The organism is Hymenobacter endophyticus (assembly GCF_032464715.1).
GTDB classification, from domain to species: Bacteria; Bacteroidota; Bacteroidia; order Cytophagales; family Hymenobacteraceae; genus Hymenobacter; species Hymenobacter endophyticus.
The window spans coordinates 861939-875955 of the sequence record NZ_JAWDJT010000002.1; the positions used below are offsets into that span (position 1 = coordinate 861939).

The following is a 14017-nucleotide window of genomic DNA, read 5'->3' on the forward strand; positions in this document are numbered from 1 at the left end:
GTGGCTGTTTCCCCCTCGTTCAATGAAACCCGCAACCCGGTTCTCCATCCCGGAGCTATCCGCAATGCGGGTGCAAAAGTACGCCGTTTTTTCAATTTTGGCCATTCACCTGCCGTCTTTCCGGTGGTTTAGACATTTGGCTGCTAAGTTGTTACCACCCGCATTTTCGGCTTACTGAAACCGTTTAGCAGTCTTTTAACTTTCTATTACCCAACCTGCTAGTTTTTATTCAGCCCCGTTGAAAATATGGCAATGAATACCTGTGAACTGTTCTGCTTCTCACAGGAAGTGCAACGGTTGATGGCGGCCTCTTGCCTAACAACCCTAACCCTACTGGCTGCGTCTCTTACCTTTCTGCTTTTACCGTGCGCGCACTTTCCGCTACCAATAAATACTTATTCCGCTACAAGTGGCACTTCCTCGGGGGCGTGCTGTTTGTGGCCCTGAGCACCCTGCTGGCTATTTTTCCGGCCCAGATTGTGCGCTACGCCTTTGATTTGGTGGGGGAAGGAATTGACCTTTATCACCTGTACGCCGGCACCCAAGCCCAAAGCCAAGTGTACGAGCTGTTCGGGCGCAACGTGCTGCTCTACGGCATCCTGATTCTGGTAATGGCCCTACTGCGGGGCATCTTCCTGTTCTTCATGCGCCAAACGCTCATCGTGATGAGCCGGCACGTGGAAAACGACCAGAAAAACGAAATCTACCAGCACTACCAGAGCCTGCCCTTGAGCTTCTACCGCCGCCACAGCACCGGGGATTTAATGTCGCGGATTTCGGAGGACGTGGGGCGGGTGCGCATGTACATCGGGCCGGCGCTCATGTACTTCATGCAGCTGGTTATCCTGTTTGTGCTCATTGTGCCGCTCATGTTTATGGTGAACGTGAAGCTGACCATCTACACGCTGCTGCCGCTGCCCATCCTGAGCGTGAGCATCTTCTACGTAAACAACCTGATTGAGCGGAAATCCGACGAGATTCAACGCTCCCTGGCCGGCATGACCACCTTCGTACAGGAGGCGTTTTCGGGCATTCGGGTTATTAAGTCGTTTGTGCGGGAAGAGGATTCCAGGCAGCAGTTTGCGGCGGCTTCGGAGGAATACAAGCAGAAAAGCCTGAGTCTGAACTTTGTCAACTCTCTGTTCTTTCCCCTTATCCTCTTCCTGATTGGCCTGAGTACCATCATCACCGTGTGGGTAGGCGGGCAGGAGGTTATCCGGGGCACTATTACTACGGGCAGCATTGCCGAGTTTCTGATTTACGTGAACCTGCTCACCTGGCCCGTCACGGCTTTGGGCTGGACCAGCTCCTTGGTGCAGCGCGCCGAAGCCTCCCAGGCCCGCATCAACGAGTTCATGCACCAGCAGACGGATATCGTGTCGCGCCAGAACCTGGAGCTGGACATCAAAGGCGACATCGTATTCGACCATGTTTCCTTCACCTACCCCGATACCGGCATTCAGGCTCTGCGCGACGTGTCGTTCCGTATCCGGCCGGGCCAGACGCTGGCCGTCATTGGCAACACCGGCTCGGGCAAAACTACCGTGGCCGCCCTCCTCTCCCGTCTCTACGATGTAACGGAGGGCAGCATCCGGGTAGATGGTCAGGACGTGCGTGACCTATCGTTGCGCACCCTGCGAAGCCAGATTGGCTACGTGCCCCAGGACGTATTCCTGTTCTCTGACAGCATCCGCAACAACATCAACTTTGGCCTCGATGCGCCTGATGAAGCCCGCATGCTGCAGGCGGCCAAGGATGCCAACGTATACGAGAACATTCTGCGCTTTCCTGAGGGGTTTGATACCAAAGTGGGTGAGCGGGGCATTACCCTGTCGGGGGGGCAGAAGCAACGCGTCAGCATTGCCCGGGCGCTGGTAAAAGAACCCAAAATCCTGATCCTCGACGACGCCCTCTCGGCCGTGGATACCAACACTGAAAATGCTATTCTGGGAGCCTTACAGCGCATCATGCATAACCGCACCAGCCTTATCATCAGTCACCGCGTAAGCAGCGTGAAACTGGCCGACGAAATTCTGGTGCTCGACGACGGTCAGATTGTGCAGCACGGAACGCACGAGGTGTTGATACAAGACGCGGACGGCTTATACCGGGCCCTCTACGAGCGGCAGTTGCAGAGCGAGGAAGCCTGATCTGTATTACACCTGTCTAAAGCTTATTCACAGGGTTGTTAGGTCCGGCACTGGGCCGTGCTTAAACAAAGAAGCCCCACACATGCTAGGTGTGGGGCTTCTTTGTGTTGTGCTATAACCAAGGATTGGCACTTACTGACCGAGCATCACCCGCTTCAGGCCGCGCCGCTCACCGGCCGTGCACTGCACAATGTACGTCCCGGCTGGCAGGTTGCTCACGTCCAGTACGGCCGCAGCATCTCCCGAAATCAGGTCACGGGTGAGCACAGGGCGGCCATCCGTACCGTTTACCTCCACTCTGGTAGGGCCAGTGGCGTCGGTGCGCACCGTGAGACGCTTGGTGAGGGGATTGGTTTCCAGGCGCACCTTCAGGGCGTTGGTATTCGGCGTAGGGTCCGCCATTTTATCGGTAATCAGGGTGGGGGCAGCTGAGGCCTGCGCCACTGCTGCGGTCTGCGCCCGGGCCGCACCGCTACAAAGCAACACCACCAACAGACAACCCAGAATTGTAGAAGTTTTCATACGCGTTCCAAAAGGCAAGTAAGTGAACGATACGGCAAACCAAAGATACTAAACTCTGCTGCTGTATCGGAGGAGGAACAGTGGAATTTGCCGCAAAATTCCTTGGGCAAGAAACGAGCCAGATGATTTTTTCTTGTCGTTTACCCACTCCTGCCTGCTCAGGTCAATTCTCAGTTACTGAAGCCAGTAGCCCAAATTTGCGGGCTTTTTGAAAGATATTCAACTGGGCTGATTCGAAAAAAACCGCTTTCCGGCTTGCATGGCAGTTATACGGCACCGTATATTTGCATCACAATTCCTCGGGGTGTAGCGTAGCCTGGTATCGCGCCAGCATGGGGTGCTGGAGGTCGTAGGTTCGAATCCTGCCACTCCGACCGAAGAGTTATCTGATCGAAAAGCCTCTGGGAACCCCACCCGGAGGCTTTTTTCGGCAGAATAGTACGAGTACTTGATTTATTTTCGGGGTGTAGCGCAGCCCGGTAGCGCGCGTCGTTCGGGACGACGAGGCCGTAGGTTCGAATCCTGCCACCCCGACTTCAGTATTCTCTCCCTATAAAAAGCCCATTAAACTTCGGTTTAGTGGGCTTTTTGCTTATCCGCTATTCTTTGGTGCGATTTATGCTCAAAAAAGTTCCGTTCAGTGACACTTTTTTTATCACCTTTTCTATTTCATCCCATGTATCGTTCTTTCGCGCTGGCCATAGGGCTCAGCTTCCTGGCCTTATCGGCAGAGGCACAAATTGCACAGGGTACTAAGCTGCTGGGCGGCAGTGTAGGCTACAACCACTCCACTACCACCTGGAACAACTCATCGGTTCCGGTAGCTCAGCGCGACTACGAGCAAACCAACCGCTCTTTTAATGTGAGCCCTCAGGCGGGCGTATTCATAGCTGATAACCTAGCCGCAGGTATTTCCATCGGGTACACTTCGCAAAAGACCACAACACCGTATTACAGTTATTCTTCGAGTAGCAACCCTGAGGTGTACGAGCAAACATCCCGGAACAATACGTTTAGTGTAGCTCCTTTCCTGCGCTACTACTACATGCCGACCACTACATTCGGCGTGTTCGGTCACCTGAGCGTTAACTACAACACAAGTAAAAGCAAAACGGTAACCACAGGGCCAGCCCAGCAGAACAACAATGGGCGAAGCAACGGATTCGGAATTGGCATTACCCCTACGCTGGTCTTCTTCCCGATAGATAAATTGGGTCTGGAGCTGTCATTTGGCGGCATTGGCTACGGCCGGAGCACTTCCAAAACAAATGCGACCAGAACCCAGGCAGAGTCGAAAGCTACCTCTTCCAGCTTTGGTGCGGGGTTTGGGCTTAACCAATTGAGTCTGGGGGCGTCTTACTACCTGGGCCGCTAAGGTCGCGTTTCTTACTGTAGTGCAGAGCACCAGAAGGCCCGCTCCGATGCGCATCGGAGCGGGCCTTCTGGTGCTCTGCACTACAGTCCTACTGCACTACGGCCAGTACTTCCGGCTCGCCCTGCTCTGGGAAGTGCTCCAGGTACACGTGTTGCAAGGTGAGTTTCTGGGCTTCGGCGGCGTCTTTCACACCACTGTAGAGCTTATCGGGGGCTAGCAGGTAGCTGGCCTGGATGCGGGCGTGCAGTACGCGCTGGCCCGCCGGGAAGGTGCGGTACTGGTAGCCGGTGGGCAATTGCTGGGAGGTAGTATCGGCCACGAGCACCCCTACGAACACGCGGGCCGAGTCACGGGAGCTTTCGGGGCTGTTGTAGAAGATGTTGCTGAAGTCGCCACGCAGCTTGCCGGCTTTACGCAGATTATACGCCTCGCGGGTCAGGTCGCCGAAAGCTTCGTCCTGGGCTGGACCCTCGTAGTAGCGGCCGGCGACAAAATAGGGTTGAGCAGTAGTTTCCTGAGTGACGACGGCCGCTTTAAAGCCGCCCATTTTCCAGTAGGCTACCGAAAAGCCTACCGTCAGCAGCAATGCCAAAGCAAGAAAAATCTTGTTCATTCTGTGCGAAAAGTGAGGAAGCGGAAAGGAGTTGCCGCTTCAGGGGTGCAAAGAAACAACAGAACGTCATTCCGAGCTTGTCGAGGAATCTCGCGTGCTGTCGTTGGGATGATATTGCAACATCAGCACGCGAGATGCTTCGGCTGCGCCTCTGCATAACGTTCTATTCTACCCGACCTATTGCAGCACGTCCTTGTACTGCATCTGGTAGAGGTTGGCGTAGAAACCCTGGTGGCGTAGCAGCTCCTCGTGGGTGCCAGCCTCCTGAATTTCGCCCCGGTCGAGTACGATAATCCGGTCGGCTTTCTGGATGGTACTCAGGCGGTGGGCAATAACCAGGCTGGTGCGGCCCTGCATCAGCTTTTCGATGGCCTGCTGAATAAGCTCCTCAGTTTCACTGTCCACCGATGACGTGGCTTCATCCAGAATAATGATGCGTGGCTGATACACCATAGCCCGCACGAAGCTGATGAGCTGGCGCTGGCCTACCGACAGCGTCGCCCCGCGCTCCATCACCTGATAATCGAGGCCGCCGGGCAGACGCTCAATAAAGCGGCGGGCCCCTACCAAATCGGCCGCGGCCCAGATCTGCTCGTCGGTAATATCCTGCTTGCCCAAGGTGATGTTGTCGCGGATAGCGCCGGCGAACAGAAACACGTCTTGGAGTACTACCCCAATATGGCGGCGCAGGTCCTTGAGGTCGTACTCGCGCAGGTCGTGGCCGTCGATGCGGATGGTGCCTTTGTTGATTTCGTAGAAGCGGCTGAGCAGGTTGATGATGCTGGTTTTGCCGGCTCCGGTGGCCCCCACGAAGGCAAACGTTTGGCCAGCCTTCACCGAGAAATCCACGTCGCGCAGCACCCATTCCTCGTCGTTGTAAGCAAACCACACATGCTCGAAATCCACGTCGCCGCGCAAATCGGCGGGGGCGTAGGTGCCGTTGTCGGCAATGAGTTCCTTGCTATCCAACAGCTTGAGCAGACGCTCGGTGCTCACCAAGCCCAGCTGCAGGGTGTTGAACCGGTCGGCAATCTGGCGGATGGGGCGGAAGAACAGGGCGTTGTACATGATGAAGGCAATGAGCGCGCCCTTCGAGATGGTGCCCTCAATCTGGCCCTGGGCGGCGTACCACACCAGCAGGCCTACGCCGGCGGCGGCCAGCACCTCGGCCACCGGGAAATAGATGCTGTAATAAAGCACCGAGCGGATATTGGCGCGGGTGTGCTCCTGGTTGATGGCCTTGAACTTGCGCAGCTCCCGCTCTTCGTTGTTGAAAATCTGCACCACGTTCATGCCCGTCAGGTGCTCCTGCACGAAGGAGTTGAGGCTGGCCACGGCCGTGCGCACCTCCTGGAATGATTTCTTCACCTTCTCCTTAAACACGTAAGTGCTGAACAGCAGGGGCGGAATCACCGACAAGCTGATAAGCGTCAGCCGCCAATCAATGTAGAACATGAACGATACGATGAACACCAACTGCAGAATGTCGCCAATCATGGCCGCCAGCCCTTCGCTGAACACGTCGGAAAGGGTTTCCACGTCGGAGATGTTGCGGGTCACGAGCTGACCGATGGGTGTCTTGTCGAAGAACTTGAGGCGTAGGTCGAGGATGTGCTTGTAGAGGTCCACCCGAATGTCGCGCACGATGTACTGGCCCAGCCAGCCTCCGAAGTAGGTTTGCAGGTAGCTGACAATGGCGTGGGCTACCAGCAGCACCAGCAGCAGCCCGAACATACGGTTGAGCCCCTGCCAGTCGCCCTCCTCAATGGTCACGTCCACCATCTGCTGGATGAGGAAAGGCCGCAACGTTCCCAGCACGGCCGTGGCAATGGTCAGGAAAATCAGAAAGTAAAAGACGCGCTGGTAAGGCCGCACATAGGCTACTAAGCGGCTCAGCACCTGCCAATCGAAAATATTGCCGCTTTTAGTGGCGGTAGTTGCTTGCTCCATTTCGGGTTGTTGGGTGGGGGGCTGAAGGTAACCGGCAGGCACGGCAATGAGTTAGATGGGGGTACCGGTCCGGCTGCTGCAAGCCGTCGGACCAGTTGTCGTCTGGTTCACTAGCACGACGACCGGGCAACGTCAGCTTACAACAACCGGCCCGACGGCTTGCCGCCGCCGGACCGGGGTACTACGCCTTGGAGAAGTACGGCAAACCGGTAGGCAACGCTGCATCGCCCAGAATTTCAGCCGGATATTCGACGCGGCAGAGGAACAGGCCGTTGGCCAGGGCAGCCCCGCCGGCGTGCACCCGGTTGAGGCTGCGGAATACTTCCCCGAACTCCTGCGGGCTCATTTTGCCCCGGCCCACGCTCAGGAGCGTGCCTACCACCAGCCGCACCATACCCCGCACAAAGCGGTTGGCCCGGATGCGGAACACCAGTCCGCCCGGCTCCTGGTGCCAGCCCGCCTCAAAACAGGTGCAGTTGTAGTGTTTCTCGGCCCCTTTCACCTTGGAAAAGGTGGTAAAATCGTGGGTCCCTAGCAGCATGGCCGCGGCCTCATTCATGGCCGCTACATCGGGGGCCCGGTCGAGGTAGAGGCTGAAGCTGGCGGCAAACGGGTCGGGCGTGAGGCGCACGTGGTACTCGTAGGTGCGGGCCTTGGCGCTGAAGCGGGCGTGGGCCTCGGGCAGCACCGGGTGTAGTACCTGGCAGCGGATGCCGGGCGGCAACGCGCGGTTGAGGCGGTAGAGCAGCGTAGCCTCATCGAGGCCCGGGGGCAGGTCGGCATCGAAATGGGCTACCTGGTGGCTGGCGTGCACGCCCGAATCGGTGCGGCCGCTGCCCAGGCAGTACACCGGCTGCCGCAGCACCTGCGAGAGGCAGCGGTCCAGCTCCTGCTGCACGGTAATCACGCCCGGCTGAATCTGCCAGCCGTGGAAAGCGGAACCGTCGTAGGCCAGGTGAAGAAAGTAGCGCATGGCGTTTAGTTGTTCGTTGTCAGTTGCTGGTTGTTAGTTTCTGGTTGTCAGTTATCAGTTAGTAATTATTAAGAACTGATAACCAGCAACTGACAACTACCAACTTACACTACCAGCGCGTACAGCAGGGAGTCTAGCATCTGACCGTCTTTCACGATGCTGCGACGCATACGGGCTTCCAGCTCGTAGCCGGCCTTTTCCAGCACCCGGCCGGAGGCGGGATTAGTGGCGAAGATGGCTGCGTAGAGCCGGCACACATCAAAGTTGGCCAGCACGTAGCTGCTCAGGGTGCGTACGGCGGCCGTAACAATGCCCCGGCCCCAGCAGGCAGGCGTAAGCCAGTATCCGATTTCGGCGGAACGGCGGCTTACGTCAGCTTGAAAATGGATGCCGATACCGCCCGCCGCCTCACCATCTACTTCAATAGCCAGAAATAAGTCGCGCTGACTGTCGGCTACCAGGCTGAGGAAGAACTCCGCATCCTGGGCAGTGTACGGATAAGGAAACGTGTCGCGCAGGTTGCGGGCCACCCGCTCATCGTTGGCATGGCGGGCCAGGGTAGCGGCATCCGAAAAGCGCCAAGGCCGCAGCCGGGCTCCTTCAACTGGCAGGGCAAGCGTAGGAGTCAGCAACGAGTCGGCCATGGAGCGAATGTGAGAAATATGGCAGGAATGTGCAGAATGCAAAAAATGAGGTGTGGCTTTGAGCGTCCCACATTCTTCTCATTTTTCACATTCTCACCACATTATTCCCAACCTACAGCTTTTCGTAAATCACGGCGGCCCCCTGGCCTACGCCTACGCACATGGTGGCTAAGCCGTAGCGCACACCTTCGCGGCGCTGCATTTCGTGGAGCAGCGTGGCCGTGATGCGCGAGCCGCTGGCCCCCAGCGGGTGCCCAATGGCAATGGAACCGCCATTCACGTTCACCTTGGCGGGGTCCAGGTCCAGGTCGCGCATGCAGGCAATGCTCTGGGCGGCAAAAGCCTCGTTCAGCTCAATCAGGTCCATATCCTGCAGGGTGAGGCCGGCACGCTGCAGCACTTTCTGCGTGGCGGGCACCGGACCAATGCCCATAAAGGCGGGGTCGACGCCGGCTACGGCCGAGGCCACCACCCGGGCCATGGGCTTCAGGTTGTAGCGCGTGAGGGCCTCCTCGCTCACCAACAGCAGCGCGGCAGCACCGTCGTTGATGCCAGCCGAGTTGCCGGCCGTTACGGTACCATCTACCTGGAAAGCCGGTTTCAAAGAGGCCAGCTTTTCGAGGCTGGAGAGGCGGGGCGGCTCGTCCTGGTCGAACAGGGCAGTGTTGCCTTTGGGCTGCGGAATGAATACCGGCACGATTTCCTTGCGGAACCGGCCTTTCTCGAAGGCCCGCTGGTACTTGCGCTGCGACTCGAAGGCAAACTGATCCTGCTCCTCGCGGGTGATGCCGTAGCGACGGGCCACATTCTCAGCCGTTTCGCCCATGGCGTAGGGGTGGTGCAGCTTGGAGAGCTTGGGGTTCACGAAGCGCCAGCCCAGGGTAGTATCGTGGGCGGTGAAGTCGCGGGCGAAGGCAGTGGCCGATTTGGCCATCACGAAAGGGGCACGCGTCATGCTTTCGGCCCCGCCGGCCAGATACACGTCGCCTTCTCCGGCCCGAATGGCCCGGGAAGCATCCATGATGCTTTGCAGGCCGGAGGCGCAGAGACGGTTGACGGTGTTGCCGGGCACGGTGAGGGGCAAACCGGCCAGCAGCGCCGCCATGCGGGCCACGTTGCGGTTGTCCTCGCCGGCTTGGTTGGCGGCCCCAATAATTACGTCCTCAATGGCGGCTTTATCCAGGGAAGGGTTACGGCGCAGCAGCTCCCGGAGCACGTGGGCGGCCATATCATCGGGGCGGACGCTGCTCAGCTCGCCGCCAAATTTACCAATGGGGGTGCGGACGGCGTCCACAATGTATGCAGTTGGCATCGGGTTAAATGCGTTATTCCGGTCGTAGTTGGCTACTTTTGCCGGCCCTGTCAGGGGGCTGATCTAGTAATCGAACTGTCAAAACACAAAGATGATACAAAGAATCCAAAGCGTATTCCTGCTGTTGCTGGCCCTGGGCATGCTGAGCCTCCTCTTCCTGCCCTTGTGGAGCAAAACCGACCCCGCCAGCCAGCAAACCGTGGTACTCACGGCCACGCATTTAGGCTACGAGCACGCCGACGCGGGTATGTCGGTGCCTACGGCTAACCCCTGGCCCATTGCGGCCCTGGCCGTAGCCTCAGCCGCCGTGGCGCTGCTGGAAATCTTTCAGTTCCGCAACCGTTTCAACCAGCTCAAGCTGGGCATGCTCAACATCCTGCTGATTACGGCTACCATTGGAGCGGCTTTCTACTACTCCGGTATTGGGGAGCGGATGCTCAATATTAAGATTCCCGGCACCTTCGAGGCGGGCTTCTACATTGCCACGCTCTGTCTGCTGCTGAACCTGCTGGCCTCCCGCTTTATCCGCCAGGATGAGAAGCTGGTGCGCAGCGCCGACCGTTTGCGGTAAGCTAATTCTGCTGGATAGCAACAGACTAAAAAGCAGCGGCCGAACTATATCCAAGTTCGGCCGCTGCTTTTTAGTCTGTTGCTTTTTACTGCTTCGACCCAAATAAAACACCGCCAGTAACGGTGAATCCCTGGTGACGTAGGGTGTAGTCTTTCAGAAAGTATCGAACGAAAAAATCCCGTAAATCCGGGGAGTAGCGGGCAGTCAGGCTGAACATCCGGTGCTTTGAATGCTGCCAGGCAATACCGCCACCGACTGCTAGCCCCGGAATCAGGGTATTATCCGTGTACGTGTTGCCGGGATAGTAATATGCCGAGTTTATTTCCCGCTTATTGAGCGCAACATTTAAGACGGCTCCGCCCTGCAAAAATACAGCTAATGGTCCGGCATCTGGCCCCTGTACGTGCAGAAGCAGCGGAATTTGCAGATAATGGATACTAACTGGGGACTGGTCACTTAAGGCACCACCACCCATCTGTCCACCCTTCCGAACGTAATTCAATTCTTCCTGCAGCCATAGCACTTTGTATAGTCGCTGACGCATCACTAGCCCCACTGTAGCCGCTTCAGCCGGCCGGTTTTCTTTTGGATCGGGGGAATAAAACGGCTGATTAAAGAACAAGTCTACTTCTGAACCCGATAAATGATGGTTGCTGTAGCCACCCTGGAAGCCCCAATAAGATTTGACTACAGTAGGTGCGGCCACCGGCTCCGATGTTTGGGCCTGCACCGTGAGGTTACTAACTACTAAAAGAGCTGTACTACAGAATAAAAATGGGCGCATACACACGAAGAGAATGAGCCGGCTCCTTACAGGCTCACTTCAAAACTACACAGTAGCGCCCACCTTTTCTGCACGAAATGCCTACAGCGCCCGCACAATGTGCAGCAGCTCCTGTTGGGTGCTCAGGGTTTTATCTTTGGCGTACCAGCCGTGAATTTTTTCGGCGTACTCCTCGTGAGTGGCCCCGGCGGCTTTTAACTCCAGCAGCAGGTTTTGGGCCTCGTTGGGGCGGGGCCCCCAGTGGGTGGCTTCCGTGAGGGTATTGGCGTGCAGGATGAGGAGTTTGGGAATGGAGCGGCTGCCGTTGGTCAGGTACCGGTCCATCAACTCCAGGTTTTCGTCGCGCAACAGATAGTGGGTGCGCAGGCGGCCGTGGCTGGCAGCGGCTATTTTCTCCAGCACCGGTACCAGCTGGGCCGCGTCGCCGCACCAGCCTTCCGTGAGAATAACCCACTCGTAGTTGCGCGTGAGCTTATCCACCGCCTCCTGCAGCTCCGGGGTTAGCTCCACCTTCTTATCTAGCCGCTCCATGCGTTGAATATTGAGGCGGGCGTAAGCCGTCAGGGCTTCCGACTGGGTTTCGCCGGTGGTTTTACCTGCTGCCATCAATTCATCAATTACCTGACGGTATGCGGCATAAGAGTAGGCAGTGGCAAGGCGCTCGGGGCTGATAACGGGTGGCTGGGCGGCAGGGTTCATGCGGGAGGGTTGCGCAGAAAAGGTGGAGTGAATGGCTGGTATCTTCAACAAACGAAAAACCCTTTCGGTTGGCCGAAGCTCCACCAAAAGGGTTTTCAACTAAGCTCCCGTAGGCTTGCCTAGAGGCTGGGCACGTCGGCCATTTCAGCCTTGGCCGACAATTCCCGGCAGTACGTAATAAAGTCCGTGTTGATGGGCTCCAGGCCGGCGGCGCGCAGCTCTTTGGCTACTTGGGCCCGGTGGTAGTTACCGTGCACCGGTACGTGGGTCAGGATATCGGACACCTGGCTGGTGTAGCCTTCCCCAATGGAGTTGGTGTAGGTAATCAGGCGGTCCAGCTCGGCTTGGTTGGTGGTGGTGGCCTCCACGCCGTACTGGTGGAACCGCTCCGACGTTTGCTCGTGCCAGTGGTGCAGGCCGGCCAAATCATGCTCCTGCCACACTTTCACGGGGCTGGGCGTGCTGGTGAGGCGCCCCAGCCAAATAGCTTGGGCGTTGAGTGCGTGGCTGAAAATGCGGAGTGCGCCCTGGGGCAAGGTGGCACCCTCGGCCACAAGGCCGTCGAGGTGGCGCAGCAGGGTGGCGTTAGCCCACACAGAGTAGGCCCCCAGCTTTTCGATGGTATTAATCATCTGAATTAGGAATGTGAGAAATATGCGGAGTGCGCTGAACGTGGAAAAAAGAAAGAGCTACGATAAGCCGGTGCAGTTGCAGCGGAGGCCGCTCCCGTTGATTTCATTTTTCACATTCAGCACTTTTTTCTATCGGGGGTCCTGCCAAACCAGCTTTTCCTCAGTTCGGTTTTTAGAGAAGTCGGCGCACTTACCGTCGCCCCGCCCGGTCAGGCCCCCATCGGGGTGACAGAGTACCTGGCCGTCGGCGGCATAGAGGTTGGTGTACTGGTCGCAGCAGGGGCTGGTTTCAAAGTACACCGTGGCCCCATTATACTGGTAGCTGTAGATGTGCACGGGCGGGTTGGCCTTCTTCTCCTTCAGGTGCGCTTGAATCCGGTCTTCCAGCCACTTGGGCCGCTTCTGCGTGTCAAAGGCCGGCGCGTTATTGGGCGCAGGCTCAATGGTGTTGGCGCTGGTGGGGGCAGGTGTGGATACGCTGCCGGCCAGTCCGGTCTGGGGGGCGTCGGTGGGGGTGGTAACGGCCACGGTGCGCTGGCAGGCAGTAGTAGTCAGGAAAGCAGCGGCGGCCAGAAGTAGGGAAATGCGCATAAGGCAAGGGTGAGGTAGGCAGGGAAGAAGAGCTTGCGCAGCCGCACGGGGCGGCAAAGATGCACACAAACCTGCGTTACGCAGTTAGCGGCCCATAGTTCAGCACCACTTGGGCTACCCGATACCCCCCAGCGCCCACAGGCGCGGCCCGAAAACAAGCAGCCCAACCGCCAGCGCCGCCAGCGCCATTACCAGCACGGCCCCGGCCGCTACATCCTTGGCCCGGCCCGCCAGCGGGTGGTAGTCCGGCGACACCAGGTTGACTACTGCCTCAATGGCCGTATTCACCAGCTCGGCGCACCATACGGCCCCCACGGCCAAGACCACGGCGGCCCACTCCCACCGCTCCAGCCCGAAATACAGCCCCAGGCCTGCCACTACCCCCGTAGCCGCCGCATGAAACCACAGGTGTACTTCCGTGCGCAGTGCCGCCCCCACGCCCCGGAAAGCATAGCCGAAACTGGCCGCGCGCTTGCGCAACAGGGCCGGAAACCGGCGCGGTATAGGCGGCTTAGACTCCGGCACGGGCTTCAAACTGTTGGAAAACCGTCTGGCGCAGGTGAGCCCACTCAGGCCGGATAATGCTGAAAATCATCGTGTCGCGGCGGATACCGCCCTGGGTACGGCGGTGGCTGCGCAGGGTGCCCTCCTCGGTGGCCCCCATGCGGCGCATTGCCTGCTGCGACTTATGGTTGCGCGAATCGGTTTCCAACTCAACCCGCTCACAGCCCAGCCCCTCAAAGGCATAACGGAGCAGAGCATGTTTGGCCGCCCGGTTCAGGCCACTGTGCTGAAACTCCTCCCCGACCCAGGTATAGCCAATGCTGAGTTTGGCATCGGCCACATCCACGTTGTAGTAGCTAGTGCTGCCAGCGGCTTGGCCAGTAGCTTTATCAATGATTATGAAGGGGTAGCGGCGCTGCTGCTGGCGGCCCTGCATGGCATCGGTCAGGTAAGTAGCTAGGCTGATGGGGTCGTCGGCGCGGGTGAGGGTGTAGGCCCACAGCTCCGGGGTGGCGGCCACCGGCCGCAGGGCTTCAAAGTCGGTGAGCTGCAAGGGGCGCAGCAGCACCCGGCTGTTTTCAAGGACAATATCCCGGGAGAAATCCATGCGGGCGGAGTGAGTTGGGGGAGTACGGCGTAAAGATGCCGAAAAAACAAAAAACCGTCAGCCTCTGATGGGCTGACGGCTTTTCAGCAA

15 protein-coding genes and 2 tRNA genes are annotated in these 14017 nt (G+C 58.1%); 5 read left to right on the forward strand and 12 right to left on the reverse strand.

Annotated features, from left to right (window positions below):
• The first annotated feature begins 365 nt into the window (after nucleotides 1-365).
• Entirely contained in the window at nucleotides 366-2150 is a 1785-nt protein-coding gene (locus tag ROI90_RS06015; protein ID WP_315997428.1) for an ABC transporter ATP-binding protein, read from the forward strand.
• Nucleotides 2151-2282: 132 nt separating this feature from the next.
• On the opposite strand, the gene ROI90_RS06020 is transcribed toward ROI90_RS06015, so the two are convergent.
• Nucleotides 2283-2672 (reverse strand): T9SS type A sorting domain-containing protein, encoded by a 390-nt coding sequence (locus ROI90_RS06020; RefSeq protein WP_315997429.1) that lies wholly within the window; start codon nucleotides 2670-2672, stop codon nucleotides 2283-2285.
• Between the two features lie 300 nt (nucleotides 2673-2972).
• Between ROI90_RS06020 and ROI90_RS06025 the strand changes: the two genes are divergently transcribed.
• The 3 genes from ROI90_RS06025 (at nucleotide 2973) to ROI90_RS06035 (ending at nucleotide 4047) form a co-directional block, all read left to right on the forward strand.
• Nucleotides 2973-3046 (forward strand) — tRNA-Pro (locus tag ROI90_RS06025).
• Nucleotides 3047-3132: 86 nt separating this feature from the next.
• Nucleotides 3133-3206: transfer RNA gene (locus tag ROI90_RS06030), tRNA-Pro, on the forward strand.
• A 142-nt stretch (nucleotides 3207-3348) separates the two neighbouring features.
• Complete coding sequence (locus tag ROI90_RS06035; protein WP_315997430.1) at nucleotides 3349-4047, forward strand: hypothetical protein; 699 nt, start codon at nucleotides 3349-3351, stop codon at nucleotides 4045-4047.
• An 88-nt stretch (nucleotides 4048-4135) separates the two neighbouring features.
• Here the strand turns inward: ROI90_RS06035 and ROI90_RS06040 are convergent, their stop codons facing one another.
• From ROI90_RS06040 to ROI90_RS06060, 5 genes are all read right to left on the reverse strand, one after another.
• On the reverse strand, nucleotides 4136-4660 hold the full coding sequence (locus ROI90_RS06040) for a hypothetical protein (RefSeq protein WP_315997431.1): 525 nt from the start codon (nucleotides 4658-4660) through the stop codon (nucleotides 4136-4138).
• 177 nt (nucleotides 4661-4837) lie between these two features.
• On the reverse strand, nucleotides 4838-6610 hold the full coding sequence (locus tag ROI90_RS06045) for an ABC transporter ATP-binding protein (protein WP_315997500.1): 1773 nt from the start codon (nucleotides 6608-6610) through the stop codon (nucleotides 4838-4840).
• A 181-nt stretch (nucleotides 6611-6791) separates the two neighbouring features.
• Nucleotides 6792-7583, reverse strand: coding sequence for a tRNA pseudouridine(38-40) synthase TruA (truA, locus tag ROI90_RS06050; protein ID WP_315997432.1), 792 nt, complete (start codon nucleotides 7581-7583; stop codon nucleotides 6792-6794).
• Nucleotides 7584-7687: 104 nt separating this feature from the next.
• Entirely contained in the window at nucleotides 7688-8227 is a 540-nt protein-coding gene (locus ROI90_RS06055) for a GNAT family N-acetyltransferase (RefSeq protein WP_315997433.1), read from the reverse strand.
• A 112-nt stretch (nucleotides 8228-8339) separates the two neighbouring features.
• Nucleotides 8340-9539, reverse strand: a complete 1200-nt coding sequence (locus ROI90_RS06060; RefSeq protein WP_315997434.1) for a thiolase family protein — start codon at nucleotides 9537-9539, stop codon at nucleotides 8340-8342.
• Nucleotides 9540-9630: 91 nt separating this feature from the next.
• Here ROI90_RS06060 and ROI90_RS06065 point away from each other — a divergent pair, with 91 nt between their 5' ends.
• Nucleotides 9631-10110 carry a DUF4293 domain-containing protein gene (locus ROI90_RS06065; RefSeq protein WP_315997435.1) on the forward strand — a complete coding sequence of 160 codons (480 nt, stop codon included), beginning with the start codon at nucleotides 9631-9633 and terminating at the stop codon, nucleotides 10108-10110.
• Nucleotides 10111-10195: 85 nt separating this feature from the next.
• Here the strand turns inward: ROI90_RS06065 and ROI90_RS06070 are convergent, their stop codons facing one another.
• The 6 genes from ROI90_RS06070 to ROI90_RS06095 all read right to left on the reverse strand — a co-directional run bounded on the left by ROI90_RS06070 (nucleotide 10196) and on the right by ROI90_RS06095 (nucleotide 13927).
• Nucleotides 10196-10894, reverse strand: coding sequence for a porin family protein (locus tag ROI90_RS06070; protein WP_315997436.1), 699 nt, complete (start codon nucleotides 10892-10894; stop codon nucleotides 10196-10198).
• Between the two features lie 81 nt (nucleotides 10895-10975).
• The gene (locus ROI90_RS06075; protein ID WP_315997437.1) at nucleotides 10976-11593 is read right to left on the reverse strand and encodes a thioredoxin family protein; all 618 of its coding nucleotides are present in this window, start codon (nucleotides 11591-11593) and stop codon (nucleotides 10976-10978) included.
• A gap of 119 nt (nucleotides 11594-11712) precedes the next feature.
• Complete coding sequence (locus tag ROI90_RS06080; RefSeq protein WP_315997438.1) at nucleotides 11713-12225, reverse strand: DinB family protein; 513 nt, start codon at nucleotides 12223-12225, stop codon at nucleotides 11713-11715.
• Between the two features lie 129 nt (nucleotides 12226-12354).
• Nucleotides 12355-12816 (reverse strand): DUF6970 domain-containing protein, encoded by a 462-nt coding sequence (locus ROI90_RS06085; RefSeq protein WP_315997439.1) that lies wholly within the window; start codon nucleotides 12814-12816, stop codon nucleotides 12355-12357.
• Nucleotides 12817-12930: 114 nt separating this feature from the next.
• Nucleotides 12931-13341, reverse strand: coding sequence for a diacylglycerol kinase family protein (locus ROI90_RS06090; protein ID WP_315997440.1), 411 nt, complete (start codon nucleotides 13339-13341; stop codon nucleotides 12931-12933).
• On the reverse strand, nucleotides 13328-13927 hold the full coding sequence (locus ROI90_RS06095; protein ID WP_315997441.1) for a GNAT family N-acetyltransferase: 600 nt from the start codon (nucleotides 13925-13927) through the stop codon (nucleotides 13328-13330). Before ROI90_RS06095 ends, ROI90_RS06090 begins: the two co-directional genes overlap by 14 nt.
• Nucleotides 13928-14017: the final 90 nt, after the last annotated feature.